The organism is Arthrobacter sp. BI5, from assembly GCF_056680065.1.
The window spans coordinates 1,964,698-1,990,640 of the sequence record NZ_CM155264.1 but is presented as its reverse complement, the minus strand read 5'-3'; the positions used below and the strand labels follow the sequence as shown (position 1 = coordinate 1,990,640).

Here is a 25,943-nt window from a genome sequence, read left to right as displayed (position 1 = left end):
GGACATGCCCGGTCCCTGGGGCACCTGAGGAGCATGCCCTCCCTTGGCCGCGGGGCGTGCACATACGGCCCCTATGTCCAACCCCGGGCCCGAAGAATGAGCATGTCCCCCGGGTTGGCGCACCGGACATGCCCGATCCCTGGGGCACCTGAGGAGCATGCCCACCCTAGGCCGCCGGGCGTGCACATACGGCCACTATGTCCAATCCCGGGTTCGAAGAATGAGCATGTCCCCCGGGTCGGCGCACCGGACATGCCCGATCCCTGGGGCACCTGAGGAGCATGCCCTCCCTAGGCCGCCGGGCGTGGACATACGGCCCCTATGTCCACGCCCGGGCCCGAAGAATGAGCATGTCCCCTGGGGTTAGAGGAGCGTCCTGTACTCGAACAGCGCAGCCGTCCCCATCCCGCCGGCGATGCTGATCATGGCCAGGGCCAGCGTGCCATCCACCTGATACCGACGGGCCTGGGCCAGCAGCCGCGTCACGAGGACGGCGCCGGATGCTCCGTAGGCGTGGCCCAGGGCGAGGGCTCCGCCGTCGAGGTTGGCGCGGCGCGGTTCGATGCCCAGCTGGTCGAGGCACGCCAGCGTCTGCGAGGCGAAGGCCTCGTTGAACTCGATCAGCCCGAGGTCCCGGGCCGCAATGGAAGAACCCGCGAGCAGGCGTGCCGCAGCTGCCGCCGCGCCCATCCCCAGCAGCGCTGGTTCCACGCCCGCGGTGTTCGTCCCGAGCACCAGCAGGCCGTCGCGGGCGCCGAGTTCGCGTGCACGGGCCAGCGAGGTGACCACCACGGCGGCGGCCCCGTCCGCGTCGAAGCAGGAATTTCCGGCGGTCACGCTCCCGCCGGGAACAAACGCCGCCGGGAACCGGGCCAGCACCGCAGGGGTCAGGGAGCGGCGCGGCCCGTCGTCGGAGCGGACAGGACCCTCTGGCCCGGACAGCGCCACAACTTCCCCGTCGAAGGCGCCGGCTGCGGCGGCGTCGAGGGCCCGCTGGTGGCTGCGCAGCGCGAACTCGTCCTGCCGCTGCCGCGAAATACCGAAACGCACAGCCACGTTTTCCGCGGCCACCCCCATGTCAGGGTCGCCGTAGCCCGCCGGGGCGAACCGGGCCCGGCGGTAGAACTGCGGCTCGCCACCGGCGCCGGGACGGGCACGGAGCGGCGCCGTGCTGATGCTCTCGACTCCGCCGGCCAGGTAAACGCCGCCGGGGCCACTCCCGAAACCACCCCCGGCGGCAACCAGCCGGGATGCCAGCACAATCGCGTCCAGCCCGGAACCGCACTGCCGGTCCACGGTCAGCCCGGGAACGCTCACCGGCAGGCCGGCCTCCAGGGCCGCCAGCCGGGCAACGTTGCCGCCGCCGCCCACCGCGTTACCAATCACCACGTCCTGGACCTGGTCAGCCGCGGCGCCCGTGTCTTCCAGCAGGCGGCGCAGCACCGGCGCCAGCAGCTCCTCGGGCTGCAGGGCTTTCAAGGCACCGTGGGCCCGGCAGACCGGGGTCCGCCGCGCGGCGATGATGACGGGTTGCCCGTCGGCCGGCAGCGGATCCTCAGCCAAGGCGCCGGATCCGCGGGTCGTTGCGGGCGATCCACTCGAGCAGCAGCGGACGGCTGGGCTTGCCTCGGTCGGTGAGGGGCAGCTCGGACAGCAGGTAATAGTCCAGTGGCCGCTTGTTATGGGCCAGGACGTCCTCGACGCCGGCTCTCAGTTGGGTGCCGGTCAGGCCGCCGTGCGCGGGCAGCACCGCTGCCACGACGCGCTGGCCACGCAGGTCGTCCGCCTGCCCGGCGGCCACGGCGGCGGCGACTCCCGGGACCGATGCGAGGGCCAGCTCCACCTCGTGCGGGTACACGTTGGTGCCCGACGTGACAATCATGTCCGAGCGGCGGCCCAGCAGGTGCAGGATCCCGCCGGACAGGTAGCCCTGGTCCCCCACGGTGTACCAGCCGTCAAAGCACCGCAGTGCCTCGCCGTCGTCGCCCCAGAGGTAGCCGTCGCTGGCCATGCCGCTGCGCACGCAGACGTTGCCGTCGTGCCCGTCCGGCACCGGGGCTCCGCCGTCGTCCAGGATCCTCACCTCGACGCCGGGAAACGGCCCGCCGATCCCGGTTCCCAGGCCCGGCTCCCCTGCTGTTGCTGCCTCACCGGGCCGCAGGCCCTCGCCGGCGACGAAACTGAGCTCCGCGGCGCCGTAGTATTCGAAGATGGTCGCGTTCGGCGCCCAGCGGCGCGCGGCCTCCAGGGTCCGCGCGTCGAGCTTGGAACCGGCGCAGATGATGCTCCGCAGCCCGGAGCCGTCCACACCGCCGGCCAGCCCGCGCTCGCTCAGCAGCCGGAGCATCGTGGGCACCAGCACCAGCCGGGTGATGCCGTCGTGGCTGACCGCGGTGTGCGCGTCCCCGACGTCGAAATGGTCGAGGGTATGGAATGCGGAGCCGGCATACAGGCATTCGGCGAGGGCATAGAGGTTGAGGCTGGCGGCCAGGGGCCCGGGCGCGAGCGTCCTGTCGTCCGGGCCCAGGCCGAAGAACTCGACAGAGGACTCGAAGGACAGCTGCCAGGACCGCCGCGACCGGCTGAACGCCTTCGGCACCGCCGTGGTCCCGGACGTGAGCCCGATCAGGAACGGCGAGTCGGGCGGGCCGTCAGCGAGGTCGCCGCCCATGGCGCCGCCCTCGCCTGTGCCGCCCCCGGCGGACCCATCCAGGCTGGCCCCGCCCCCGGGCACGGTGTCCGCGATCCGCGCGGTCAGGCTGTCGAGCAGCTGTTGCGGCCAAGTGGGGTCCAGCACGGCGCAGCGGCGGCTACCGGCGACCGCCGCCGCGAAGGCAGCGGCAAAATCCGTGGAGTTGCGCTCGGCCAGGACCGTGACGCTCGGCGTCAGCGGGACGAGCGCGGCCGCGGCATCCCGCAGTTCGGAGAAACTCAGGCGTTGCCCGGCCACGACGACGGCGGTGCCGTCGGGGCGCTCGTCGGCCCAGCGCTGGAGTCTGTCGAGAAAAGGCATCGGACCAACTTTACCGGGCAACGAAGCCCGGACAGCCGGGAGAGGATATTGTTTCAGCATGAGTTTCAATGACAACGTGCAACTGGACCCGTCGCAGGTCCAGAGCCGCGGCGGCATGGGCCGCGGCACCAAAATCGGCGGCGGAATCGGCGGCGGCATTGTGCTGCTCCTGGCCGCGCTGTTCGGCATCAACCCGCAACTGCTGGAGGGTCTGGCCGGCAGCACCCAGGACCAGCAGTCGCAGGGCCAGAGCACCGCACCGGCGTGCAAGACCGGCGCCGACGCCGATGCCAGCCTGGAGTGCCGGATCGTGGGCACAGTCAACAGCCTGAATGCGTTCTGGCCGGACTACCTGGCGCAGTACAACAAGAAGTACCCGCAACCGGACACGGTCCTGTTCCGCGGGGCAACCAGCACCGGCTGCGGCTCCGCCACCTCGGAGGTCGGCCCGTTCTACTGCCCGGCCGACCAGACGGCGTACTTCGATCCGGGCTTCTTCCAGGAACTCGTGGACCGCTTCGGCTCCTCGGGCGGCCCGCTGGCGCAGGAGTACGTGGTGGCCCACGAGTTCGGCCACCATATCCAGAATGTCCTCGGCACCATCGATCGTGCCCAGCAGGATCCGCAGGGTCCGGAGTCCGGCGCGGTGCGGGTGGAGCTCCAGGCCGACTGCTACGCCGGCCTCTGGGTCCGCTACGCCACCACCACCAAGGATCCGAAGAGCGGCCAGCCGTTCCTGGAACCGCTCAAGACGCAGGACCTGCAGGACGCCCTGTCCGCCGCGTCGTCGGTGGGCGATGACCGGATCCAGAAGGCCGCCACCGGCCGGGTCTCGCCCGAATCCTGGACCCACGGCTCCAGCGCGCAGCGGCAGAAGTGGTTCTACCAGGGTTACAAGACCGGCGACATCAACCAGTGCGACACTTTCAAGGTCGCCACCCCGTAGCCCGACCCCCCAGACGACGACGGCGGGCCCACCTCTTGGAGGTGGGCCCGCCGTCGTCGTTAATTCCGTCTCGGCGGAAGCGGGGGACCTAGATGTTGAAGCCCAGGGCGCGCATCTGGTCGCGGCCGTCTTCGGTGATCCGCTCCGGACCCCACGGCGGCATCCATACCCAGTTCAGTCGCCAGTCGTCCACAATGCCGTCCAGGGCCTTGCCCACCTGCTCCTCGATCACGTCGGTGAGCGGGCACGCGGCCGTGGTCAGCGTCATGTCGATCAGCAGGGCACCGTCGTCGTCGGAGTACTTCAGGCCGTAGAGCAGGCCCAGGTCAACGATGTTCACGCCCAGTTCCGGGTCGATCACATCCTTGAGTGCCTCTTCGACATCCTCGAGGCCCGTCCGGGCCATATTGATTTCGGTCATGGCGTAGTCCTAACTAGGCCTGTGCTGCGGCGTCGGCGGCAGCGATGGTGGCGGCTCCGGCGCCCGGGAGGTAGCGGTCGTAGCCTTCTTCTTCGAGGCGGTCGGCCAGCTCCGGGCCGCCTTCTTCGACAACCTTGCCGTCCACGAACACGTGCACGAATTCCGGCTTGATGTAGCGCAGGATCCGGGTGTAGTGGGTGATCAGCAGGGTGCCCATGTTGCCCTCGGCGTGCGCGCGGTTGACGCCCTCGGAGACAACCTTCAGCGCGTCGACGTCCAGGCCCGAGTCGGTCTCGTCGAGGATGGCGAACTTGGGCTTGAAGAGCTCCAGCTGGAGGATCTCCACGCGCTTCTTCTCGCCGCCGGAGAAGCCCTCGTTGACGTTGCGCTGGGAAAAGTCGGCGTCGATGCGCAGCTGCGCCATGGCGGCCTTGACGTCCTTGGTCCAGGTGCGCAGCTTCGGGGCTTCGCCATCGATCGCGGTCTTGGCGGTGCGCAGGAAGTTGGTCATGCTGACGCCGGGAACCTCGACCGGGTACTGCATGGCCAGGAACAGGCCGGCGCGGGCGCGCTCGTCGACGCTCATCGCGAGCACGTCTTCGCCGTCGAGCGTGATGGTACCGCTCGTGACGTTGTAGCGCGGGTGGCCGGCGATCGTTGACGCCAGGGTGGACTTGCCCGAGCCGTTGGGGCCCATGATCGCGTGGGTCTGGCCGGTCTTGATGGTCAGGCTGACGCCCTTAAGGATTTCCTTGGTGCCCTGCTCGGTGTCAATGCTGACGTGCAGGTCCTTGATCTCAAGAGTGGACATGTGTCTTGTTCTCCTCTGCACCGCCACCTCGGCGGTGGTGCGTTTTCTCGTCGATAAGATTTGGTTGTTGCTGGCTGCCGGCCGGCGGGGGGCAAGCGTGGCTTGCCCCCCGCGGTCAGCTGAAGTTCGGAGCCTCGGCGCCGTTCAGGATGGTGCTGACGTCTACATAGACGTCGTCATCCTGGATGGTGACGGCAAAGACCGGCACGGGATCGTAGGCGGGCAGCTGGAGCGGCTGGCCGCTGCGCAGGTCGAACTGGGAGCCGTGGCCCCAGCACTCGATCTTGCAGCCTTCCACCTCGCCCTCGGAGAGTGAGATGTCCGCGTGCGAGCACGTGTCACCGATGGCGTGGATCTCCCCCATCGAGTCCTTGACGACCGCTACCGGGTAGTCGTCGATCAGGATCCGCAGCGCCTGCTTGACCTGGATCTCGCTCGCGCTGCAGACCAGCTCGCCTTTTGGCTGTTCCGTCATGTCTTCCGTCCCGTACTTCTCTAGTGGTCCGTGGCGGCGAGCTCGCGCTCGACGGCGGCCGTGAGGCGATCCTCGATGACAGGAACCTTGATCTGCTGGATGATCTCGTTCAGGAATCCGCGGACCACCAGGCGGCGGGCCACCTTTTCCGGAATGCCGCGGGCCATCAGGTAGAACAGGTGCTCGTCGTCGAAACGGCCGGTGGCGCTGGCGTGGCCGGCGCCGTCGATCAGGCCGGTCTCGATCTCGAGGTTGGGCACGGAATCCGCGCGGGCGCCGTCGGTGAGGACCAGGTTGCGGTTGGCCTCGTACGTGTCGGTGCCTTCGGCTTCCTTGCGGATCAGGACGTCACCCACCCAGACGGTGTGCGCGTTCCGGCCCTGCAGGGCGCCCTTGTAGAGCACGTTGGACTTGCAGTTGGCGACGGCGTGGTCCACGAAGAGGCGCTGCTCGAGGTGCTGTCCGGCGTCGGCGAAGTACAGGCCGAACATTTCCGCTTCGGCACCTGGCGCGGTAAAGCGGGCCGACGGCGTCACCCGGACCAGGTCGCCGCCAAGGCTGACGACGATGTGCTTGAACTTGGCGTCGCGGCCCAGCTTCGCCTGCTGGGAGGAGGCGTGCACGGCGTCGTCGTTCCATTCCTGCAGCGAGATGACGGTGAGCTGCGCGCCTTCCTCGACCAGGATTTCGATGTTTTCCGAGACGACGGCGGAGCCCTGGTGGTCCAGCACAACAACGGCCTTGGAGAACTTCTCCGCGATGATCACGATGTGCTGAGCGGACGCCGCGTCGCCCTGGCCGGTCAGCACCACGCTGACCTCGCCGACGGCCTGGACTTCGGCGGGCACCGTGATGACGGTGGCCTCGGTGAAGTTCTCCCAGGCGTTGGCCGAAACCCTGTCCTCCGGGATGGCTGCGGAGCCGATGCGGGCATCGTCGCGGCCGACGGTTTCAACCCGGACGCTCTCCGGGCCGGTGACGGCCACGGACGGCGCGGCGCCGTTCAGGACCTCGGTGTGCAGGCCGCGGAGCCGCTTGAGCGGGGTGAACCGCCAGTCTTCCTCCATGCCGGTCAGCGGCTTGAAGTCCGCCAGCTTGTAGGAGGTCAGGCGGCCGGCGCGCGAGCTGTCCGGGACGCCGACGCCGCCGCCGTGCGAGTGCGCCTTGACGGCCTCGCCGGCCAGCGGGGCCTTCGACTCGGCGGAGTTCAGCGGCGAGAGGCTTTCGCCTTCCTCGGTGAACCCGTCAATGAACGGCTTCGATGAGGGCGCGCCGATGCGGGCCTTTTCAGTAGTGATGTCAGTCATTAACCGACCGATCCTTCCATCTGCAGTTCAATCAGGCGGTTCAGCTCAAGGGCGTATTCCATCGGCAGTTCACGGGCGATCGGCTCGATGAAGCCGCGCACGATCATCGCCATGGCCTCGTCTTCGCGCATGCCGCGGGACATCAGGTAGAACAGCTGCTCTTCGCTGACGCGCGAGACCGTGGCCTCGTGCCCCATGGTGACGTCGTCCTCGCGGATGTCGATGTACGGGTAGGTGTCCGAACGGCTGATGGTGTCCACCAGCAGCGCGTCACAGCGGACCGTGTTGGCGGAGTGCTTGGCGCCTTCGCGGACTTGGACCAGACCGCGGTAGGCGGCGCGGCCGCCGCCGCGGGCCACGGACTTGGAGATGATCGAGCTCTTCGTGTTCGGAGCGATGTGCACCATCTTTGAACCGGTGTCCTGGTGCTGGCCTTCGCCGGCGAACGCGATCGAAAGGGTCTCGCCCTTGGCGCCCTCACCGACGAGGTAAACGGCCGGGTACTTCATGGTGACCTTGGATCCGATGTTGCCGTCGATCCACTCCATCGTGGCGCCCTCTTCGCAGATGGCGCGCTTGGTGACCAGGTTGTACACGTTGTTGGACCAGTTCTGGATGGTCGTGTAACGGACGCGGGCGCCCTTCTTCACGATGATCTCCACGACGGCGGAGTGCAGCGAATCCGAGGTGTAGATCGGTGCGGTGCAGCCCTCGATGTAGTGGACGTAGGAGTCCTCGTCCGCGATGATCAGGGTCCGCTCGAACTGGCCCATGTTTTCGGTGTTGATGCGGAAGTAGGCCTGCAGCGGGATGTCCACGTGGACGCCCTTGGGCACGTACACGAAGGACCCGCCGGACCACACGGCCGTGTTCAGCGAGGCGAACTTGTTGTCGCCCACCGGGATGATGGTGCCGAAGTACTCCTGGAAGATCTCCGGGTGCTCACGCAGCGCGGTGTCCGTGTCCAGGAAGATGACGCCCTGGGCTTCCAGGTCCTCGCGGATCTGGTGGTAGACAACCTCGGACTCGTACTGGGCAGCGACGCCGGAGACGAGGCGGCTGCGCTCGGCTTCCGGGATGCCCAGCTTCTCGTAGGTGTTCCGGATGTCCTCGGGCAGGTCCTCCCAGGTGGCGGCCTGCTTCTCGGTCGAGCGCACGAAGTACTTGATGTTGTCGAAGTCGATGCCGGACAGGTCCGCGCCCCAGGTGGGCATGGGCTTGCGGTCGAAGTACTTCAGGCCCTTGAGGCGAAGGTCGAGCATCCATTCCGGCTCGTTCTTCTTGGCCGAGATGTCACGCACGACGTCCTCATCGATACCACGGCGGGCGTTCGCGCCGACGTCGTTCTTGTCGGCCCAGCCGTATTCGTAGGTGCCGATTCCGTGGAGCTCGGGATTCTTTTCCAGAATCTCCGAGATCACAGTGGATTCAGCAACCTTCTTCTCTGATAGTTGGTCCGTCATCACGGCCTTTCTTGCAGATGGTTGGATACTTCGTCCGGGTTGCCCGGGCCCGCGGGGCTGGGAGCCCCGACGGCGGCCGGACGGCCCGTAGGTATGTGGGTGGTGCAGACGTGGCCGCCGCGCGCCAGGGTGGAGAGCCGGCGCACGTCGACGCCGACCAGCCGGGAAAACAGCTCGGTCTCCACATCGCAGAACACCGGGAACTGGGCGGCGAGCTGCTGGATGGGGCAGTGCCCCTGGCAGAGCTGGACGCTGGAGAGTGCCGCCGGAAGCGGGGCCTTGGCCTCGATTGACTGCGCCGAGGCGACAAACCCGTCGCGGCTCAGGGCCTCCGACAGCGCCTGGGCGCGGGCGGTGATGTCGGTCCCCGCCTGTTCGATTTCCGGCGCGTAGCGGCGTTCCATCTCGGCGAAGCGCTCCACGGCGAACTCCCGCACGGCGTCGGAGCCTGCGGTTTCGCCGAGCCGTCGCAGCGCGGAGCTGGCGATATCGAGGTAGTCGTTCCCGAGCGTGGACTGGCCCTGGGAGCTGAGCACGTAGCGGCGCGCCGGCCGGCCGGCGCCGGCACCCGCGCGGGCCACCCGCTTGACCTCGATCACGCCATGGCGTGACAGGTGGTCCAAGTGGCGGCGGACCGCGGCGGGGGTGAATCCCAGCAGCTCACCGAGCTCGGCGGCGCTGATCGGGCCGTGTTCCAGCACTGCGGCGAGCACGCGGTCCCGGGTGCGTTCCTCGGCGTCCGCGGCGTGTGCCGACGGCACTGCAACGGACACTGCCGGCGGCACCGCAACAGGCACTGCCGCGGGCCCGGCAGCCTCACGTGACCCCGCGCGCACGGCAGGCACGGCGGAAGTAGTTGGGCTCATGGAATACACAACACAATCATGTCGTAATTTAGTCCCCCGATCCAGTAAGGCATGGCTTTCCTGGCGCCCGCCGAAGATCGGGGCCGGGCCTACTACATCGCGTAGAATGCTGTGGTGCGATCTCCCGAATCCCCCGCCCTGGCCATCAGCGGGCTCATCAAGGATGTAGGTCCCCTGCCAAGCCTTGACGGCAAAATGCTGCGGGTGGTCAGCGGGCTCTCCCTCGTGGCCGAACGCGGCCAGGTCACCGCCCTGCTGGGCGCCAACGGCGCCGGCAAGACCACCACCATCGAATGCGCGCAGGGCCTGCAGAAACGCACCGGCGGCAGCATCAGCCTGCTTGGCCAGGATCCGGACACAGCCGGGGCGGAGCTGCGCGCCCGCGTCGGCGTGATGCTCCAGGACGGCGGGCTGCCGCCGTCGGCCCGGCCCATCCCGCTGCTCAGGCACATCGCCGGCATGTACCAGGACCCGTGGCCGGTGGACGAGCTGGTGGAGCGGCTGGGCATCGACGCGTTCAGCCGCACCTCCGTGCGGCGCCTCTCCGGCGGCCAGAAGCAGCGGCTGGCCCTTGCCGCAGCCCTGGTGGGCCGTCCCGAGGTGCTCTTCCTCGACGAGCCGAGCGCCGGCCTGGACCCGCAGTCCCGCCAGCTGGTCTTCGAACTGGTCGGCGAGCTGCGGGACCGCGGAATGGGCATTGTCCTCACGACGCACCTGATGGACGATGCGCAGCGCCTGGCCGACTACGTCTACATCATCGACGCCGGCCGGAACGTCGCCGAAGGCACCGTCGCGCAGCTGCTGAACCACGAGCTGGCGACTGAAGGCGAACAGCATATCCGGACACTGCTCTTCGAGGCGGCCCCCGGGCTGGACCTGGCCGGCGTCCTGCCCGCCGACGTCGAGATCCGCGAGACGCGGGCCGGCAGCTACAGCGCCACCGGCGCGCTGACCCCGGCCGACCTCGCCGCCGTCGCGGCCTGGTGGGCCGAACGGGGCATCATGCCCGCCTCCATGAGCCTGGCCGCCCGCAGCCTCGAGGACGTCTTCCTCGACATCTCCGGAAGGGAGATCCGATGAGCTCCACGCCCGCCGGCACAACCGCCCGCACCCCGCTGGGAAGTGCCCCCGCTCCGCTGCTCCGCCGGATCCTGCTGCAGGGCGGGTACGAGACTGTCACCATGCTCCGCAACGGCGAGCAGCTGATCCTCGCGGTCATCCTGCCGCTGCTGGCGCTGATCGGGCTGACGGTCACGCCGCTGCTGGACGGTCTCGGCTCCAGCCGGGTCAACATCGCCGTGCCGGGCATCCTGGCCCTGTGCGCCATGTCCACGGCCTTCACCGGGCAGGGCATCTCCACCGGCTTCGACCGCCGGTACGGGGTGCTGCGCTTCCTCTCCACCACCCCGCTGGGCCGGGCCGGGCTGATCCTGGGCAAGGTACTGGCGGTACTCGCCGTCCTGCTGCTGCAGGTGCTGGTGGTGACCGCCGTCGCCCTACCGCTGGGCTGGCAGCCCTCCACGCCGGGGATCCTCCCCGGTCTGGCGCTGCTGGTGCTCGGCGCCGCGGCGTTCACCGCCCTGGGCCTGTTGGTCGCGGGCACGGTGCGTCCGGAGGCCACCCTGGCGATCACCAACCTGCTGTGGATCCTGCTCGGTGCGCTCGGCGGCATTGTCATTCCGGCCGAACGCCTCCCCGCCCTCGCCCAGGCGATAGTGCATTTCCTTCCCTCCGGCGCGCTGGGCCAGGCGCTGCGGGATGCTTTCCTGCACGGCAGCGTCAACCTGGCCGCCGTGTTTGTCCTGCTGCTCTGGACGGCGATCGCCGGCGCCGCAGCAACCCGTTGGTTCAAGTGGAATTGAGAAAACTGTGAGTACGGCGTCCCGCCCTTCCCGGATCGTGTCCCGGATTTCCTCCCGGCTGCCCGGCACCGTCGACAAGACGGTCCGCCGGCTGGCCGTGCTGTCCCTGGTCGGCCAGACCGTGCTGGTGGTCACCGGCGGCGCCGTCCGCCTCACCGCCTCCGGCCTGGGCTGCCCCACCTGGCCGCGCTGCACCGACAGTTCGCTGGTGAACACGCCGGAGATGGGCATCCACGGCATCATCGAGTTCGGCAACCGGCTCCTGACCTTCGCGCTGGCCGCCGTCGCGGTGATGATGCTGGTGTACCTGTGGAACCTGCGCCGCGAACGCCGCGACCTGTTCCTGCTGGCGCTTGGCCTGCTGGCGAGCATTCCGGCCCAGGCCGTCATCGGCGGCATCACCGTCCTGACCCGGCTGAACCCGTGGGTAGTGGGGCTGCACTTCCTTGTCTCCATGGCCCTCGTGGTGGTCGCGACGCTGCTCGTCAACCGCGCCTACGGACGGACCGGCGCCTTCCGCACCCGTGATCTCCCCGCCCTGCCGGGCGCCGCACGGCCGGTGCTGGGCGCCGTCGCCGTGTTCTCCGCCGTCGCCGTCTGCCTCGGCGTTGTGGTGACCGGCGCGGGCCCGCACGCCGGCGACGCGAACGCCCCGCGCAACAACCTGGACTGGGACCTCTTCTCACACATTCACGCCGTCCCGGCGTACCTCGTCACGGCAGGGGCCTTGTTCGGTGTGTTCCTGGTGCTCCGCGGCCGCATCTCCGGCCCGTTCCGCACCGCCGTGTTCGCACTGCTGGGCGTCACCGTGCTGCAGGCCGCGATCGGCTTCACGCAGTACTACAACGGCATCCCGGCGCTGCTCGTCGGCGCACACATGCTCGGTGCGGCGCTGCTGATGATCGCGTCCACCAACGCCGCGGACATCGCCCGCAGCAGCCCGGTCAACTAGCCACACACAACAACGCGGGGTCAGATAGAGTCCATACCGGCCGTCCGGATGGGCTGTATCTGACCCCGCGTTCGTTGTTGGTTCGGGGGGCGCTGCTTAGCCGCCGACGAGGGCGGACCCGATGAAGGGGTCGACGGCCAGCGCGAGGAAGAGCAGGGTGAGGTAGCTGATGGAGCCGTGGAAGACCTTCATGGCGCCCTTGTTGGAGACGTCCCCGCCCTGGGCCCGGTTGTAGAGGGCGTGCGATTCGTACAGGAACCAGGCGCCTGCGGCGACGGCAGTGACGGTGTAGACCCAGCCGGCCCCGCCTACCGGGATCAGCAGCAGCGAGCAAGCGACCATGGCCCAGGCGTACAGGACGACCTGCACGGACACGACCTTGGCGCCGGCGATCGCGCCGAGCATCGGCACGTTGGCGTTGCGGTAGTCCTCGCCGTAGCGCATGGACAGCGGCCAGTAGTGCGGCGGGGTCCAGAGGAAGATCACCATAAAGAGTACGACGGCGGGCCACTCCACCGTGTTGGTCACCGCGGCCCAGGCAATCAGCACCGGGAAGCAGCCGGCGGCGCCGCCCCAGACGATGTTCTGCGCGGTGCGGCGCTTGAGGATCATGGTGTAGATCACGACGTAGAACACGATGGCGCCGAGCCCCAGCCAGGCCGAGAGCGGGTTGGCGCCAAACCAGAGGATCGCGATGGCGGCGGCGCCGAGGAGCCAGGAGAACACCAGCGCTTCCCGCGGCGTCACCTCGCCCGTGACCAGCGGCCGGTTCTCCGTCCGGTGCATGAGCTTGTCGATGTCCCGGTCGATATAGCAGTTGAAGGAGCCTGCGCTGCCGGCGGCGAAGGCGCCGCCTACGAGTGTTGCCAGGATCAGGCCCAGGGACGGGAAGCCGCGCTCGGCGTAGATCATGGTGGGCAGGGTGCTGACCAGCAGGAGTTCGATCACCCGGGGTTTCGTGAGCGCCAGGTAGGCCTTGGCTTTGCGGGCGAAGCCGATCCGGCCTGGGGCCTGGGCGGCATTAAGCGGCGTATCTGTTGTGCTCACGGTGGCAGTCACTCTGTTCTGTCTGGCTGTTCAGTCCGGCTGGTCATCGCAGTGCGTGCTAAATCCGCCGCACTGCATTCGGAGGGGGTCCACGCGCGGCGCACAGGCATGTCCTCTCCCCCATTGGTAGCCACGCACCATCATACCGTGGCGGCACCGGCGTCCCGGTTCCGCAGCGGCCGCCGGGAATTCCGGCAGATTAACGCCGCCTCACCGCCGCGGCGGCCCGCGGTGATTCATATAAGCCGAAATCCGGCCCAATTCGTGAGATGTACGCTGCCCGGCAGGTGGAATGGGGCTAAGCTGTCTGACAGATCAGCACGCACCGGCGGACGCCCCAAACGGCGTTCCCTGCCCTACGCATGCGACTGAATGATAGATCAACGTTTCGATGGTGAACGGCTGGTACGAACCGCAGCGGGCACCGACCTGTGCCCCGGCGGGAAAGCTCCCCGAGGGAATCCGCCCGGAGGGAATCGTACCGCCGGCCGTCAGCACAGAGAGGGGCCCGGTTTTCGTGCCACATTTGGAAGAGCAAGAACTGTCATGGACTGATCTGGACCAGCGTGCCGTGGATACCGTCCGGGTGCTCGCGGCGGATGCGGTGGAGAAGGTCGGCAACGGCCACCCCGGCACGGCCATGAGCCTGGCGCCGGCCGCGTACCTGCTCTTCCAGAAACTGATGCGGCATGATCCGGCGAACCCGGACTGGCTGGGCCGTGACAAATTCGTCCTGTCCCCGGGCCACACGTCCCTGACGCTGTACATCCAGCTGTTCCTCTCCGGCTACGGCCTGGAGCTGAAGGACCTCGAGGCGCTGCGGACCTGGGGTTCGCTGACCCCGGGCCACCCGGAGTACAAGCACACGGCCGGTGTGGAGATCACCACCGGCCCGCTCGGCCAGGGCCTGGCATCCGCCGTCGGCTTCGCCTACTCCCAGCGCCGGATGCGCGGACTGTTCGACGCCGACGCCCCCGCCGGCACCAGCCCGTTCGACCACACCGTCTGGGTGATCGCCTCCGACGGCGACCTGCAGGAAGGCGTCACCTCCGAGGCCTCCTCGCTCGCCGGCCACCAGGAACTGGGCAACCTCGTAGTGATCTACGACGAGAACCACATCAGCATCGAGGACGACACCGACGTCGCGTTCACCGAGGACGTGCTGGCCCGCTACAAGGCTTACGGCTGGCACACCCAGCGGGTCGACTGGACCCGGACCGGCGAGTACAAGGAAGACGTGGCGGAACTGCACGCCGCCCTGCTCGCTGCGAAGGCCGAGACGGGCAAACCCTCGATCATCTCGCTGCGGACCATCATCGGTTGGCCCGCGCCCAAGAAGCAGAACACCGGCAAGATCCACGGCTCGGCCCTGGGCGCCGAGGAAGTCGCCGGCCTGAAGAAGGTCCTGGGCTTCGACCCGGAACGCTCTTTCCAGGTTGATGACGAGATCCTGGCCCACACCCGCGAGGCGCAGGCCCGCGGCGCCGCTGCCCGGAGCGCGTGGCAGGACTCCTTCGAGGCCTGGCAGTCCGCCAACCCGGAGGCGGCCGCCCTGCTCGAACGGGTCGAGGCCCGCAAGCTCCCGGCCGAACTCGACGCCGCCCTGCCGGTCTTCGAAGCCGGCAAGGATGTTTCCACCCGCGCCGCCTCCGGCAAGGTCCTGAACGCGATCGGTCCGGTCCTGCCCGAACTGTGGGGCGGCTCCGCGGACCTCGCCGAGTCGAACAACACCACCATCGAAGGCTCGCCGTCGTTCATTCCGGCCTCCCGGCAGACCGAGGCGTGGAAGGGCAACCCCTACGGCCGGGTGCTGCACTTCGGCATCCGCGAACACGCCGCGGCGTCGATCGTGAACGGGATCAGCCTGGCCGGCCCGACCCGCGCGTTCTCCGGCACGTTCCTGATCTTCTCCGACTACCAGCGCCCGGCGATCCGGCTCGGCGCCCTGATGGGCGTCCCGTCGCTGTACGTCTGGACGCACGACTCGATCGGTCTCGGCGAGGACGGCCCGACCCACCAGCCGGTTGAGCAGCTCGCCTCGCTCCGCGCGATCCCGGGCCTGGACGTCGTCCGCCCGGGAGACGCGAACGAGGTCGCGGCGGCCTGGAAGGTCATGCTCGAGAACCACGGGAATCCGGCCGGCATTGTGCTGACCCGGCAGAACATCCCCACGTACGCCCGCGGCACCGGCGACGCCGACGCCGACACGTTCGCCTCGACCGCGGGGGTCGCCAAGGGCGGCTACGTGCTGGCCGAAGCCTCCGCCAACGGCCGGACCACCGGGGCGCAGGTCATCCTGATCGCCACCGGCTCCGAGGTCCAGCTGGCCGTGGAGGCCCGCGAAGCCCTGCAGGCCGACGGCATCCCCACCCGGGTCGTGTCCATGCCGTGCGTGGAATGGTTCAACAAGCAGGACCCCGCCTACCGCGAGGCTGTGCTTCCCGCGTCCGTCAAGGCCCGCGTCTCCGTTGAAGCCGGCCTCGCGCTGGGCTGGAAGGAATTTGTCGGCGACGCCGGCCGTTCCATCAGCCTGGAGCATTTCGGCGCCTCGGCCGACTACAAGCGCCTGTTCCAGGAATTCGGCATCACCGCCGAGGCTGTGACCGCCGCCGCGAATGAATCCCTCGCGGGCCTCACCGCCTGAGCCCAACTTCACGCTTTCCGGGCCGCCGCCGCCCACCTGACGGCGGCGGCCCCAGACTTCAGGAGTTACCCATGAACACCACCCCCAGCTCTACCCCCACGCAACAGCTGTCCGACGCCGGCGTTTCCATCTGGCTCGATGACCTCTCCCGCGGCCGCCTCGCCACCGGCACGCTGCGCAAGCTGATTGAAGAGAAGAACGTCGTTGGTGTCACCACCAACCCGAGCATCTTCCACGCCGCGATCACCACCGGCACCGACTACGACGGCAAGATCAAGGAAATGGCAGCCGCCGGCGCCAGCGTCGAGGAGACCGTCTTCGCCATCACCACCACCGATGTCGCCGACGCCTGCGACCTGTTCGCCCCCGTCGCCGCCGCGACCAACGGCGTCGACGGCCGCGTCTCAATCGAGGTGGATCCCCGCCTTGCCTGGGACACCGCCGGCACCATCACCGAGGCGAAGGAACTCTTTGGCCAGGTCAACAAGGACAACGTCCTGATCAAGATCCCCGCCACGCTCGAAGGCCTCGAGGCAATCACCGCTACCCTGGCCAGCGGCATCAGCGTCAACGTGACCCTGATCTTCTCGCTCGAGCGCTACCGCGCCGTCATCAACGCTTTCCAGAGCGGACTCGAGCAGGCCAAGGAAAACGGCCACGACCTGTCCAAGATCCACTCCGTGGCGTCGTTCTTCGTCTCCCGCGTGGACTCCGAAATCGACAAGCGCCTCGACGCGATCGGCACGCCGGAAGCCAAAGCGCTCAAGGGCAAGGCCGGCCTCGCCAACGCCCGCCTGGCGTACCAGGTCTACGAGGAGCTCTTCTCCACCGAGCGCTGGGCGCTGCTCGCCGAGTCCGGCGCGCGTCCGCAGCGGCCGCTCTGGGCGTCCACCGGCGTCAAGGATCCGGCCTACCCGGACACCCTGTACGTGACCGAACTCGTGGCCCCCGGCGTGGTCAACACGATGCCGGAAAAGACCCTGGACGCCACCTACGACCACGGCGCCATCACCGGCGACACGGTCACCCGCGGCTACGATGACGCGAACGCGACCCTGAACGCGCTCGACGCCCTCGGCATCTCCTACAACGAGGTCGTCGCCGTGCTCGAGTCGGAGGGGCTCGACAAGTTTGTGGCCAGCTGGAAGGAACTGCTGGCCGACGTCGAGGGCGCCCTCGCCGCTGCACGGAAGGACGCGTAGTCCCCCATGACCACTCTCAGCTACGACGCCACTGGCGCTGCCCGCCAGGCCCATGAACAGCACCTGCCCGCGCTGCTGGAGGAACGGGTTGCCACCCGGATCTTCGCCAAGGACGCCACCCTGTGGGGTCCCGACGCCGAAGCCGAGGCCGCGGTCCGGCTCGGCTGGGTGGAGGCCGCCACCATCTCCCAGCCGCTCGTGGCGGACGTCCTGGCGCTCCGCGACGCGCTCCGCGCCGAGGGCGTAACCCGGATCGTCCTATGCGGCATGGGCGGTTCCTCCCTCGCCCCCGAGGTCATCGCCGGAACCGCCGGCGTCGAGCTGACGGTGCTGGACAGCACCGACCCCGAGCAGGTCGCCGCTGCCCTCGCGGACCGGCTGGCGGAGACCGCCATCGTGGTCTCCTCCAAGTCGGGCTCGACCCTGGAGACCGACTCGCAGCGCCGCGTCTTCGAGGACGCCTTCACCGAAGCCGGGCTCGACGCGAAGAGCCGGATCATCATCGTCACGGACCCGGGGTCCCCCCTGGACAAGTCCGCGCGTGAGGCCGGCTACCGTGCCGTCTTCAACGCCGACCCCAACGTCGGCGGCCGCTACTCGGCGCTGACCGCCTTCGGGCTGGTGCCGTGCGGCCTGGCCGGCGTGGACATCCAGGCCTTCCTTGACGAAGCCGAAGAAACCGCCGAAATCCTCAACGACGACAGCGAAGAGAACATCGGCCTTGCACTCGGCGCCGCGCTGGGCGGCACCAACCCGCTGCGCGACAAGATTGTCATCGCCGAGGACGGTTCCGGGATTGCCGGGTTCGCCGACTGGGCCGAACAGCTCATCGCCGAGTCCACCGGCAAGCTCGGCACCGGCGTGTTGCCGGTGGTCGCCGGACCGGAAGCGCCCGAGGTGAAGACCGGCGCCGCGGATGTGCTGGTGATCCGGCTGGTGGCCGCCGACGCCGACGTCGAACTGGGCGCCAACGAGGCCGCAATTGCCGGCGGCCTCGCCGCGCAGATGATGACCTGGGAGTTCGCCACCGCCGTCGCGGGGCGGCTGCTCGGCATCAACCCCTTCGACCAGCCCGACGTCGAGGCCGCCAAGGTGGCCGCCCGCGGCCTGCTGGACGCGCAGCCGGAACCGACGCCGGCCAACTTCACCGACGGCGCCATCGAGGTCCGCGGCGGCGACTGGCTGGGCCAGGCCGGCACCGCGGCCGAGGCGGTCAGCGCGCTGCTGGGCCAGCTCGGGACGGACGGTTACCTCAGCGTCCAGGCCTACTTCGACCGGCTCAGCTACGCACCGCTTGAGGGCATCCGGGACGAGCTGGCAGCACTGAGCGGCCGGCCCGTCACGTTCGGCTGGGGACCCAGGTTCCTGCACTCCACCGGCCAGTTCCACAAGGGCGGCCCGGCGGTCGGCGTGTTCCTCCAGGTCACGGCGGCGTCCGCGACGGACCTCGCCATCCCGGAACGTCCCTTCAGCTTCGGCGAACTGATCTCCGCCCAGGCCGCCGGCGACGCGCAGGTCCTCGGGGACCACGGGCGGCCCGTGCTCCGGCTCCACCTCACGGACCGTGCCGCCGGCGTCCGCCAGCTGCAGCAGCTCGTCTCCTCGCTGGCCGGCACGCCAATTGCCGGCCGCCCAGCGTCCTCCACCGAAAGCTAAGGCACCACAGCAACCATGCCACTCTCGCAAAACGGCGGCCTCAAGCCCGCGGGCCGGGGGCGCAATCCGCTCCGGGACCCGCGGGACCGCCGCCTGAACCGCATCGCCGGCCCCTCATCCCTGGTCCTCTTCGGCGTTACCGGTGACCTCGCCCGCAAGAAACTCATGCCGGCCGTCTACGACCTCGCCAACCGCGGGCTGCTGCCGCCGAGCTTCGCCCTCGTCGGGTTCGCCCGGCGGCAGTGGGAGAACGAGGACTTCGCCGCCGAGGTCAAGGAATCGGTCAAAAGCTACGCCCGCACACCGTTCGACGAGACGGTCTGGAAGCAGCTCTCCGAGGGCATCCGCTTCGTGCAGGGCGAGTTCGACGACGACGACGCCTTCGAAAGGCTCAGCGAAACGATCGACGAACTGGACGAACAGCGCGGCACCCGCGGCAACCACGCCTTCTACCTGTCCATCCCGCCGAAGGCCTTCGAACTGGTCTGCCGGCAGCTCTCCAAGCACGGCCTCGCCCAGGCCGAGGGGGACAAGTGGCGCCGCGTCGTGATCGAGAAGCCCTTCGGGCACGACCTCGAATCGGCCCGGCAGCTCAACGACATTGTGGAATCCGTCTTCCCGCCCGACGCGGTCTTCCGGATCGACCACTACCTCGGCAAGGAGACGGTCCAAAACATCCTGGCCCTGCGCTTCGCCAACCAGCTGTTCGAACCCCTGTGGAACGCCAACTACGTGGACCACGTCCAGATCACCATGGCCGAGGACATCGGCACGGGCGGCCGCGCCGGCTACTACGACGGCGTGGGCGCGGCCCGCGATGTGATCCAGAACCACCTGCTGCAGCTGCTGGCCCTGACCGCCATGGAGGAACCCATCTCCTTCAACGCGGACGACCTCCGCGCCGAGAAGGAAAAAGTCCTCGCAGCCGTGCGACTGCCGGACGACCTCTCCACGCACTCCGCCCGCGGCCAGTTCGCCGGCGGCTGGCAGGGCGGCGAACAGGTTCTGGGCTACCTCGAGGAGGAGGGCATCCCCGCCGACTCCACCACCGAGACGTTCGCGGCGATCCGAGTGGACATCAACACCCGGCGCTGGAGCGGTGTGCCGTTCTACCTGCGGGCCGGCAAGCGGCTGGGGCGCCGGGTGACGGAGATCGCCGTCGTGTTTAAGCGCGCTCCCAACCTGCTGTTCCGCGACCACGGGGAGGACGACTTCGGCCAGAACGCCGTGGTGATCCGGGTGCAGCCCGATGAGGGCGCCACGATCCGTTTCGGTTCCAAGGTCCCGGGCACCCAGATGGAAGTCCGCGACGTCACCATGGACTTCGGCTACGGCCACTCCTTCACGGAGTCGAGCCCGGAGGCGTACGAACGGCTCATCCTGGATGTGCTGCTCGGCGAGCCGCCGCTGTTCCCGCGGCACCAGGAGGTGGAACTGTCCTGGAAGATCCTGGACCCGTTCGAGGACTACTGGGCGTCCCTGAAGGAACAGCCGGAGCCCTACGCCCCCGGAAGCTGGGGCCCCGCCTCCGCCGATGAACTGCTCGCCCGCGACGGACGGACCTGGAGAAGGCCATGATCGTAGATCTTCCCGACACAACAACCTCCAAGATCTCCAAGAAGATCATGGCGCTGCGCGAACAGGGCGGCGTGATCGCCCTGGGCCGCGTGCTGACCCTGGTGGTGGTGACCAAGTCCGGGCTCGAAGAGGAAGCCATCGAGGCCGCCAACGAGGCCAGCCGGGAGCACCCGTGCCGCATCATCGTCCTGGCCGACGCCGGCGCCTCCGCGCCCACCCGGCTGGACGCCCAGATCCGGGTGGGCGGCGACGCCGGCGCTTCCGAGGTCATCCTGCTCCGCGGCTACGGCGAACTTGCGGAGGAAAGCGAATCCCTGGTGGCCGCGCTGCTGCTCCCGGATGCCCCGATTGTGGCCTGGTGGCCGCACGGCGCGCCGCGGAACGCCTGCGAGACGTCGATCGGCCGGATCGCGCACCGCCGTATCACGGACTCCGCGAACGAGCCGGACCCACTGGCGGCGCTGGACAATCTGCGCACCACCTACAAGGCCGGTGACACCGATCTTGCCTGGACCCGCCTGACCAACTGGCGGATCCAGTTGGCGGCCGTCCTGGACCAGGTCGACTCCTCGCCGGTCACAGCCGTCGCCGTCGAAGGCGCCTCGGACTCCCCCAGCACCATGCTGCTGGCGGCATGGCTCACCCTGGCGCTGGATGCCCCGGTGACCATCGTGGCCGATCCGGCCGGCACCGGAATCCGGCGGGTGCGGTTGACCCGTACCGGTGGTGACGTGCAGCTGTTCCGGCCCGGGCTCACGGTGGCGGAGCTGACCCAGCCAGGCCAGCCGGCGCAGCGGATCTCGTTGCCGCGCCGCAGCCTCAAGGACTGCCTGGCCGAGGAACTCCGCCGCCTGGACCCGGACGAAGTCTTCGGCGAAGTGATTACTATGGGACTGCCCCGTACCAACCTAAGGAGTGTCCGTCCCAGTGAGCGCTGATCCCAGAGTAAGCATCCATCCAGACTCGACCGTCCTGATGGCCGCGATCGCGGCACGCCTGATCACCAAGCTGGTGGACATCCAGGATAAACACGGCGAGGCGACGGTGGTGTTGACCGGCGGTACGATGGGCATCGGCTCGCTCAAGGCCGTCGCTGAGTCGCCGGCCGCGCCGGCGGTGGACTGGTCGAAGGTGAACTTCTGGTGGGGCGACGAACGCTTCGTCGGCGGCGACGACGCCGACCGGAACGCCCGCCAGGCGCACGAGGCCCTGCTCTCGCACATCGAGGTGGACCCGGCGCGCGTCCACGTACCCGGCTCCACGGACGACTTCGGCACCCCCGAGGAGGCCGCCGCCGACTACGCCCGGCGGCTCGCCGAGGCTGCGGCGGCCGAGCACGCCGCCGACATGTCCGATGACCGCCCGGAAGAGCCCGGCAGCCTGCCGCGGCTGGACATCGTGCTGCTGGGCGTCGGCCCGGACGCCCACGTGGCTTCGCTGTTCCCGGAGCAGGCAGGCATCCGGGAGAAGGACCTGACCGTCGTCGGTGTCCGTAACTCCCCCAAGCCGCCGCCCGCCCGGCTCTCGCTTACGCTGCCGACGATCAACACCGCGAACGAGGTGTGGATGGTGGTGGCCGGCGATGACAAGGCCGGCGCCGTGGGCCTGGCCCTCGCCGGAGCCAACCCGGTGCAGGTGCCGGCGTCAGGGCCGCGCGGGCGCTTCCAGACACTGTGGTTGATTGACGAGGACGCGGCCTCACGCGTCCCCGAGCAGCTCGTCCGGAAGGGCGCGTCGGGCGCGTAACCTTTCCAGCGCTCCGGCCAGCACGTCTTCGGCGTCCTGGCTGGAGCGCCGCTCTTTAACGTATTCGAGGTGGCTCTTGTACCCCTCGGCGGCCTCGTCCTCCAGGGCGAAGCGGGCCTCGTCGCGGGTGGCCGCGGCGCCGCAGCGGCGGCAGTCCCACACCCCGGGGATCTGCTCCTCCGGGAGCTTGGCGAACACCAGGGAGGTCTCGTGGCCCTTGGCGCACCGGTAGGTAACGCAGATCCGGGGTTGGCCCGCTCCGCCGTCGAGCGGTTCGTGGCGCGCCGAGGCTCCGGCGATGGCGCCCACGCGGATGCCCCTGAATCCGGAGGCAGAATGCAGCATCGGGAACTCCTGGCTACTCAGCTGGTGGATTGGTGCTTGCCAGCGACAGTGTAGTCCGGGAATTCCCGATGCCGGGAGGGCCGCAAGGCCCCTTATGCAGTTTTGCGGAAGCGGGTATTAGGAGTCGGCGCCGGTGCTGAAGCGCATCAGCAGGCCGAGGGCGATGATCACAACGCCCCAGGTGACTCCGAGGATGACCGTGAAGCGGTTCAGGTTCCGCTCGGCCACGCCGGAAGAGCTGAGGCCGGAGCTCATGCCGCCGCCGAACATGTCGGACATACCGCCGCCACGTCCCTTGTGCAGCAGGATGAGCAAGGTCAGCAGGAGGCTGGTGATGCCCAGCAGCACCTGCAGAATGACATGAAGAACGTCCACGACGGCCTTTCAGAAGAGGGGGATTGCGGGGGCCAACAGCTGTGTCCGGACTAATCCGTCAGCAGGTGACTCTCGAACCTGACAATATTAGCAAACTCGGCGGCGTCCAGGCTGGCACCGCCGACCAGCAGCCCGTCCACGTCGCGTTCCTTCAGGATCGAGGCGGCGTTGTTGGCCTTGACCGAGCCGCCGTAGAGCAGGCGCGTCTTGGCGGCAACCGGGGCGTCGAAGAGGGTGGACAGCTCGGCGCGGATCGCGGCACACATTTCCTGGGCGTCCTCCGGTCCGGCAACCTCGCCGGTGCCGATGGCCCAGACCGGCTCGTACGCGACCACGAGCTCGGCGGCCTGTTCCGCGCCGAGGCCTTCGACGCCGGCCCGGAGCTGGGCCAGGGTGTGCTCCACGTGTGTTCCGGCCTGGCGGACCTCGAGGCCCTCGCCGACGCAGAGCACCGGGGTGATGCCGTGCCGGAAGGCCGCCTTGGTCTTGGCGTTGAGGACCTCGTCGGACTCATTGTGGATGGTGCGGCGTTCGCTGTGGCCCACCAGGACGTAGCGGCAGCCGAGCTTGGCGAGGAACTGCCCGGAGATGTCCCCGGTGTAGGCGCCGGAGTCGAACTGCGAGAGGTCCTGGCCGCCGTAGGCGACGTCCAGTTCGTCGCCCTGGACGAGGGTCTGGACGCCGCGGAGATCCGTGAACGGCGGGAACACGGCGACCTCCACCCGGCTGTAGTCGTGCTTGGCGTCGGACAGGGTCCAAGCCAGCTTCTGCAGGAGGGTGATGCCCTGGACGTGGTCCATATTCATCTTCCAGTTGCCCGCGATGAAGGGCTTGCGGTCGAACTTGCCGTTGGTTGACGTTGTCACGTGATCTCCAAAAGATTCGTTGCAGTGAAAGAACCGGCCGGGTCCCCGCAGTGCGGAACGGGGACCCGGCCGGCCGGGAGTTCTAGCGGTCCAGCACGCTAAGGCCGGGAAGTTCCTTGCCTTCAAGGTATTCCAGGCTGGCACCGCCGCCGGTCGAAATGTGGCCGAACTGGTCATCGGCGAAGCCGAGGGTCCGCACCGCGGCGGCGGAGTCGCCACCGCCCACCACCGTGAACGCGGCAGTCTCCGTCAGCGCCTGGGCGACGGCCCGGGTGCCGGCGGCGAAGGCGGGGAATTCGAAGACGCCCATCGGGCCGTTCCAGAACACCGTCTTGGCGCCCTTGATCCGTTCCGCGAACGCGGCGGAAGAGTCCGGTCCGATGTCCAAGCCAATTCCGGAGGTGCCGAAGCGGCTGGACTCAATAGCGTCCGCGGATACCGTTTCGTGGTCGGCGTCGGCGGCGAACTTGGCAGCCACCACCACGTCGGTGGGGACCACAAATTCGGTGCCGGCGTCCGCGGCCCGCTTGAGGTAGTCCTGCACGACCGGGATCTGGTCCTCTTCCAGCAGGCTGCCCGCGACCTTGTGGCCGGCGGCGGCGAGGAAGGTGAACAACATGCCGCCACCCACCAGGATGGTGTCTGCCTTGCCGATCAGGTTGGCGATCACGGCGAGTTTGTCCGAGACTTTGGACCCGCCGAGCACCACGACGTAGGGCCGCTGGGTGTCGGTGGTCAGCTTGCGCAGCACCTCGACTTCGGTGCGGACCAGGTCGCCCTGGTACGACGGCAGCCGGGTGGCGACGTCGTAGACGGATGCGTGCTTGCGGTGCACGGCACCGAAGGCATCATCAACGAAGGCGCCGTTGTCGCCGGTGAGGGCCACCAGCTCGTCTGCGAACGCGCCGCGCTCGGCGTCGTCCTTGGAGGTCTCACGGGCGTCAAAGCGCACGTTTTCGAGGACCAGGGCTTCGCCGTCCTGCAACGCGGCTGCGGCAGCCGTGGCGGCTTCGCCCACGGTGTCACCGGCAAGGGTTACCTTGAAGGACGCGAGCCCGGCCAGGCGCGCCACAGCGGGCTTGAGCGAGTACTTCTCCTCCGGGGCGTCCTTGGGGCGGCCGAGGTGTGCCGTGACCAGCACGCGGGCACCGGCGTCCGTGAGCTTCGACAGCACTGGCAGGGAGGCCTTGATCCGGCCGTCGTCAGTGACTGTAGAGCCGTCGAGCGGCACGTTCAGGTCACTTCTGACCAGAACGTACCGCCCGCGGACACCATCAGCGATCAGTTCGTCGAGGGTGTGGAATGTCATGGGTCTTACCCTAGCCCAGCTTCGACGCGACGAGCTCCGTGAGGTCGACGAGGCGGTTGGAGTAGCCCCACTCGTTGTCATACCAGGAAACAACCTTGACCTGGTTGCCGATCACCTTGGTCAGGCCGGAGTCGAAGATGGACGACGCCGGGTCCCCGACGATGTCCGAGGAGACGATCGGCTCGTCGGTGTAGGTCAGCAGGCCCTTGAGCTCTTCGGTCTCGGACGCGGCCTTGAGCGCGGCGTTGACTTCCTCGACAGTGGTCTCGCGGGAAACGGTCACGGTGAGGTCGGTGGCGGAGCCGGTGGGGACCGGGACGCGGATGGCGTAGCCGTCCAGCTTGCCCTTGAGCTCCGGCAGGACCAGGCCGATCGCCTTGGCGGCTCCCGTCGAGGTGGGAACCATGTTGATGGCCGCGGCGCGGGCCCGGCGGAGGTCCTTGTGCGGGCCGTCCTGCAGGTTCTGGTCGGCGGTGTAGGCGTGGATGGTGGTCATCAGGCCGCGCTCGATGCCGAACGAGTCGTTGATGACCTTGGCCAGCGGGCCCAGGCAGTTGGTGGTGCAGGAGGCATTGGAGATGATGTTGTGCGTGGCGTTGTCGTAGAGGCCGTCGTTGACGCCCATCACGATCGTGATGTCCTCGTCCGAGGCGGGCGCGGAGATCAGGACCTTCTTGGCGCCGGCGTCGATGTGCTTCTGCGCATCGGCGGCCTTGGTGAAGAAGCCGGTGGATTCGATCACGATGTCGACCCCCAGCTCGCCCCAGGGGAGGTTGGCCGGGTCGCGCTCGGCGAGAACCTTGACAGTCTTGCCGTCGACGACGATGTTGCCGTCCTTGACCTCGATGGTTTCGGCCAGGCGGCCGCCGACGGAGTCGTACTTGAAGAGGTGTGCGAGGGCTTCCGGGCTGGTGAGGTCGTTGACTGCAACGATCTCGAGGTCCGCTCCCTGCGCCAGGGCGGCGCGGAAGTAGTTGCGGCCGATGCGGCCGAAGCCGTTGATACCAATACGTGTCGTCACGTTTTCAGTCTCCTTGGTGCTCTATCAAGCACGACTAG

Annotated in this window: 24 protein-coding genes; 10 read left to right on the top strand and 14 right to left on the bottom strand. The window is 68.6% G+C overall.

Features of this window, described 5'->3' with window-relative positions:
* Nucleotides 1-363: 363 nt before the first annotated feature.
* Complete coding sequence (locus AC1MED_RS09015) at nucleotides 364-1,563, bottom strand: thiolase family protein (RefSeq protein WP_479783027.1); 1,200 nt, start codon at nucleotides 1,561-1,563, stop codon at nucleotides 364-366.
* Nucleotides 1,556-3,013 (bottom strand): class I adenylate-forming enzyme family protein, encoded by a 1,458-nt coding sequence (locus AC1MED_RS09010; protein ID WP_479783026.1) that lies wholly within the window; start codon nucleotides 3,011-3,013, stop codon nucleotides 1,556-1,558. Before AC1MED_RS09010 ends, AC1MED_RS09015 begins: the two co-directional genes overlap by 8 nt.
* A gap of 58 nt (nucleotides 3,014-3,071) precedes the next feature.
* Here AC1MED_RS09010 and ypfJ point away from each other — a divergent pair, with 58 nt between their 5' ends.
* Nucleotides 3,072-3,959, top strand: coding sequence for a KPN_02809 family neutral zinc metallopeptidase (ypfJ, locus tag AC1MED_RS09005; RefSeq protein ID WP_479783024.1), 888 nt, complete (start codon nucleotides 3,072-3,074; stop codon nucleotides 3,957-3,959).
* Between the two features lie 88 nt (nucleotides 3,960-4,047).
* Here the strand turns inward: ypfJ and AC1MED_RS09000 are convergent, their stop codons facing one another.
* The 6 genes from AC1MED_RS09000 to AC1MED_RS08975 form a co-directional block, all read right to left on the bottom strand.
* A complete protein-coding gene (locus AC1MED_RS09000) occupies nucleotides 4,048-4,380 on the bottom strand; it encodes a metal-sulfur cluster assembly factor (RefSeq protein WP_138769377.1) in 333 nt (110 codons plus the stop codon).
* A 13-nt stretch (nucleotides 4,381-4,393) separates the two neighbouring features.
* Complete coding sequence (sufC, locus tag AC1MED_RS08995; RefSeq protein ID WP_479783022.1) at nucleotides 4,394-5,191, bottom strand: Fe-S cluster assembly ATPase SufC; 798 nt, start codon at nucleotides 5,189-5,191, stop codon at nucleotides 4,394-4,396.
* A gap of 115 nt (nucleotides 5,192-5,306) precedes the next feature.
* Nucleotides 5,307-5,666: a non-heme iron oxygenase ferredoxin subunit gene (locus AC1MED_RS08990; RefSeq protein ID WP_175323329.1), complete on the bottom strand. Its 360-nt coding sequence runs from the start codon at nucleotides 5,664-5,666 to the stop codon at nucleotides 5,307-5,309.
* A 20-nt stretch (nucleotides 5,667-5,686) separates the two neighbouring features.
* Nucleotides 5,687-6,973 carry a Fe-S cluster assembly protein SufD gene (sufD, locus tag AC1MED_RS08985; RefSeq protein ID WP_479783021.1) on the bottom strand — a complete coding sequence of 429 codons (1,287 nt, stop codon included), beginning with the start codon at nucleotides 6,971-6,973 and terminating at the stop codon, nucleotides 5,687-5,689.
* Complete coding sequence (sufB, locus tag AC1MED_RS08980; RefSeq protein ID WP_346958139.1) at nucleotides 6,973-8,436, bottom strand: Fe-S cluster assembly protein SufB; 1,464 nt, start codon at nucleotides 8,434-8,436, stop codon at nucleotides 6,973-6,975. Before sufB ends, sufD begins: the two co-directional genes overlap by 1 nt.
* A complete protein-coding gene (locus tag AC1MED_RS08975) occupies nucleotides 8,436-9,311 on the bottom strand; it encodes a helix-turn-helix transcriptional regulator (RefSeq protein WP_479783020.1) in 876 nt (291 codons plus the stop codon). Before AC1MED_RS08975 ends, sufB begins: the two co-directional genes overlap by 1 nt.
* A 105-nt stretch (nucleotides 9,312-9,416) precedes the next feature.
* On the opposite strand from AC1MED_RS08975, the gene AC1MED_RS08970 reads away from it, so the two are divergent.
* Genes AC1MED_RS08970 through AC1MED_RS08960 form a run of 3 tightly spaced genes read left to right on the top strand, consistent with a single transcriptional unit; the run spans nucleotide 9,417 to nucleotide 12,116 of the window.
* Nucleotides 9,417-10,382 (top strand): ABC transporter ATP-binding protein, encoded by a 966-nt coding sequence (locus AC1MED_RS08970; RefSeq protein WP_479783018.1) that lies wholly within the window; start codon nucleotides 9,417-9,419, stop codon nucleotides 10,380-10,382.
* Nucleotides 10,379-11,164: an ABC transporter permease gene (locus tag AC1MED_RS08965; protein WP_346958142.1), complete on the top strand. Its 786-nt coding sequence runs from the start codon at nucleotides 10,379-10,381 to the stop codon at nucleotides 11,162-11,164. The genes AC1MED_RS08970 and AC1MED_RS08965 overlap by 4 nt, the downstream gene beginning before the upstream one ends.
* Before the next feature lie 7 nt (nucleotides 11,165-11,171).
* Entirely contained in the window at nucleotides 11,172-12,116 is a 945-nt protein-coding gene (locus AC1MED_RS08960) for a COX15/CtaA family protein (protein ID WP_346958143.1), read from the top strand.
* 96 nt (nucleotides 12,117-12,212) lie between these two features.
* Here AC1MED_RS08960 and AC1MED_RS08955 read toward each other — a convergent pair whose 3' ends face one another.
* Nucleotides 12,213-13,175 carry a heme o synthase gene (locus AC1MED_RS08955; RefSeq protein ID WP_346958144.1) on the bottom strand — a complete coding sequence of 321 codons (963 nt, stop codon included), beginning with the start codon at nucleotides 13,173-13,175 and terminating at the stop codon, nucleotides 12,213-12,215.
* Nucleotides 13,176-13,689: 514 nt separating this feature from the next.
* On the opposite strand from AC1MED_RS08955, the gene tkt reads away from it, so the two are divergent.
* From tkt to pgl, 6 genes are all read left to right on the top strand, one after another.
* The gene (gene tkt / locus AC1MED_RS08950; RefSeq protein ID WP_479786633.1) at nucleotides 13,690-15,807 is read left to right on the top strand and encodes a transketolase; all 2,118 of its coding nucleotides are present in this window, start codon (nucleotides 13,690-13,692) and stop codon (nucleotides 15,805-15,807) included.
* Between the two features lie 71 nt (nucleotides 15,808-15,878).
* Nucleotides 15,879-17,009 (top strand): transaldolase, encoded by a 1,131-nt coding sequence (gene tal, locus AC1MED_RS08945; RefSeq protein WP_479783016.1) that lies wholly within the window; start codon nucleotides 15,879-15,881, stop codon nucleotides 17,007-17,009.
* Between the two features lie 6 nt (nucleotides 17,010-17,015).
* Complete coding sequence (locus AC1MED_RS08940) at nucleotides 17,016-18,665, top strand: glucose-6-phosphate isomerase (protein WP_479783015.1); 1,650 nt, start codon at nucleotides 17,016-17,018, stop codon at nucleotides 18,663-18,665.
* Between the two features lie 15 nt (nucleotides 18,666-18,680).
* Nucleotides 18,681-20,243: a glucose-6-phosphate dehydrogenase gene (gene zwf / locus AC1MED_RS08935; protein ID WP_346958147.1), complete on the top strand. Its 1,563-nt coding sequence runs from the start codon at nucleotides 18,681-18,683 to the stop codon at nucleotides 20,241-20,243.
* Nucleotides 20,240-21,181: a glucose-6-phosphate dehydrogenase assembly protein OpcA gene (locus AC1MED_RS08930; RefSeq protein WP_346958148.1), complete on the top strand. Its 942-nt coding sequence runs from the start codon at nucleotides 20,240-20,242 to the stop codon at nucleotides 21,179-21,181. Before zwf ends, AC1MED_RS08930 begins: the two co-directional genes overlap by 4 nt.
* Nucleotides 21,182-21,218: 37 nt before the next feature.
* Nucleotides 21,219-21,989 carry a 6-phosphogluconolactonase gene (pgl, locus tag AC1MED_RS08925; RefSeq protein ID WP_479786632.1) on the top strand — a complete coding sequence of 257 codons (771 nt, stop codon included), beginning with the start codon at nucleotides 21,219-21,221 and terminating at the stop codon, nucleotides 21,987-21,989.
* Here the strand turns inward: pgl and AC1MED_RS08920 are convergent.
* The 5 genes from AC1MED_RS08920 to gap all read right to left on the bottom strand — a co-directional run bounded on the left by AC1MED_RS08920 (nucleotide 21,942) and on the right by gap (nucleotide 25,905).
* Nucleotides 21,942-22,334: an RNA polymerase-binding protein RbpA gene (locus tag AC1MED_RS08920; protein WP_346958150.1), complete on the bottom strand. Its 393-nt coding sequence runs from the start codon at nucleotides 22,332-22,334 to the stop codon at nucleotides 21,942-21,944. The two genes, pgl and AC1MED_RS08920, sit on opposite strands and share 48 nt — an antisense overlap.
* Nucleotides 22,335-22,451: 117 nt before the next feature.
* Complete coding sequence (gene secG / locus AC1MED_RS08915) at nucleotides 22,452-22,709, bottom strand: preprotein translocase subunit SecG (protein ID WP_346958151.1); 258 nt, start codon at nucleotides 22,707-22,709, stop codon at nucleotides 22,452-22,454.
* 50 nt (nucleotides 22,710-22,759) lie between these two features.
* Nucleotides 22,760-23,575: a triose-phosphate isomerase gene (gene tpiA, locus AC1MED_RS08910; protein WP_479783014.1), complete on the bottom strand. Its 816-nt coding sequence runs from the start codon at nucleotides 23,573-23,575 to the stop codon at nucleotides 22,760-22,762.
* 82 nt (nucleotides 23,576-23,657) lie between these two features.
* A complete protein-coding gene (locus AC1MED_RS08905) occupies nucleotides 23,658-24,884 on the bottom strand; it encodes a phosphoglycerate kinase (RefSeq protein ID WP_479783013.1) in 1,227 nt (408 codons plus the stop codon).
* Nucleotides 24,885-24,894: 10 nt separating this feature from the next.
* Nucleotides 24,895-25,905 carry a type I glyceraldehyde-3-phosphate dehydrogenase gene (gap, locus tag AC1MED_RS08900; protein ID WP_346958154.1) on the bottom strand — a complete coding sequence of 337 codons (1,011 nt, stop codon included), beginning with the start codon at nucleotides 25,903-25,905 and terminating at the stop codon, nucleotides 24,895-24,897.
* Nucleotides 25,906-25,943 lie beyond the last annotated feature (38 nt).

Bases quoted from the DNA above. Each gene is read 5' to 3' on its own strand.
- sufD (WP_479783021.1), bottom strand. From the start codon at position 6,973: ATGACTGACATCACTACTGAAAAGGCCCGCATCGGCGCGCCCTCATCG.
- AC1MED_RS09000 (WP_138769377.1), bottom strand. From the start codon at position 4,380: ATGACCGAAATCAATATGGCCCGGACGGGCCTCGAGGATGTCGAAGAG.
- AC1MED_RS08965 (WP_346958142.1), top strand. From the start codon at position 10,379: ATGAGCTCCACGCCCGCCGGCACAACCGCCCGCACCCCGCTGGGAAGT.
- zwf (WP_346958147.1), top strand. From the start codon at position 18,681: ATGCCACTCTCGCAAAACGGCGGCCTCAAGCCCGCGGGCCGGGGGCGC.
- AC1MED_RS08990 (WP_175323329.1), bottom strand. From the start codon at position 5,666: ATGACGGAACAGCCAAAAGGCGAGCTGGTCTGCAGCGCGAGCGAGATC.
- AC1MED_RS08905 (WP_479783013.1), bottom strand. From the start codon at position 24,884: ATGACATTCCACACCCTCGACGAACTGATCGCTGATGGTGTCCGCGGG.
- pgl (WP_479786632.1), top strand. From the start codon at position 21,219: ATGGCCGCGATCGCGGCACGCCTGATCACCAAGCTGGTGGACATCCAG.
- AC1MED_RS08920 (WP_346958150.1), bottom strand. From the start codon at position 22,334: ATGCTGCATTCTGCCTCCGGATTCAGGGGCATCCGCGTGGGCGCCATC.
- AC1MED_RS09010 (WP_479783026.1), bottom strand. From the start codon at position 3,013: ATGCCTTTTCTCGACAGACTCCAGCGCTGGGCCGACGAGCGCCCCGAC.
- AC1MED_RS08940 (WP_479783015.1), top strand. From the start codon at position 17,016: ATGACCACTCTCAGCTACGACGCCACTGGCGCTGCCCGCCAGGCCCAT.
- ypfJ (WP_479783024.1), top strand. From the start codon at position 3,072: ATGAGTTTCAATGACAACGTGCAACTGGACCCGTCGCAGGTCCAGAGC.
- sufB (WP_346958139.1), bottom strand. From the start codon at position 8,436: ATGACGGACCAACTATCAGAGAAGAAGGTTGCTGAATCCACTGTGATC.
- sufC (WP_479783022.1), bottom strand. From the start codon at position 5,191: ATGTCCACTCTTGAGATCAAGGACCTGCACGTCAGCATTGACACCGAG.
- AC1MED_RS08930 (WP_346958148.1), top strand. From the start codon at position 20,240: ATGATCGTAGATCTTCCCGACACAACAACCTCCAAGATCTCCAAGAAG.
- tal (WP_479783016.1), top strand. From the start codon at position 15,879: ATGAACACCACCCCCAGCTCTACCCCCACGCAACAGCTGTCCGACGCC.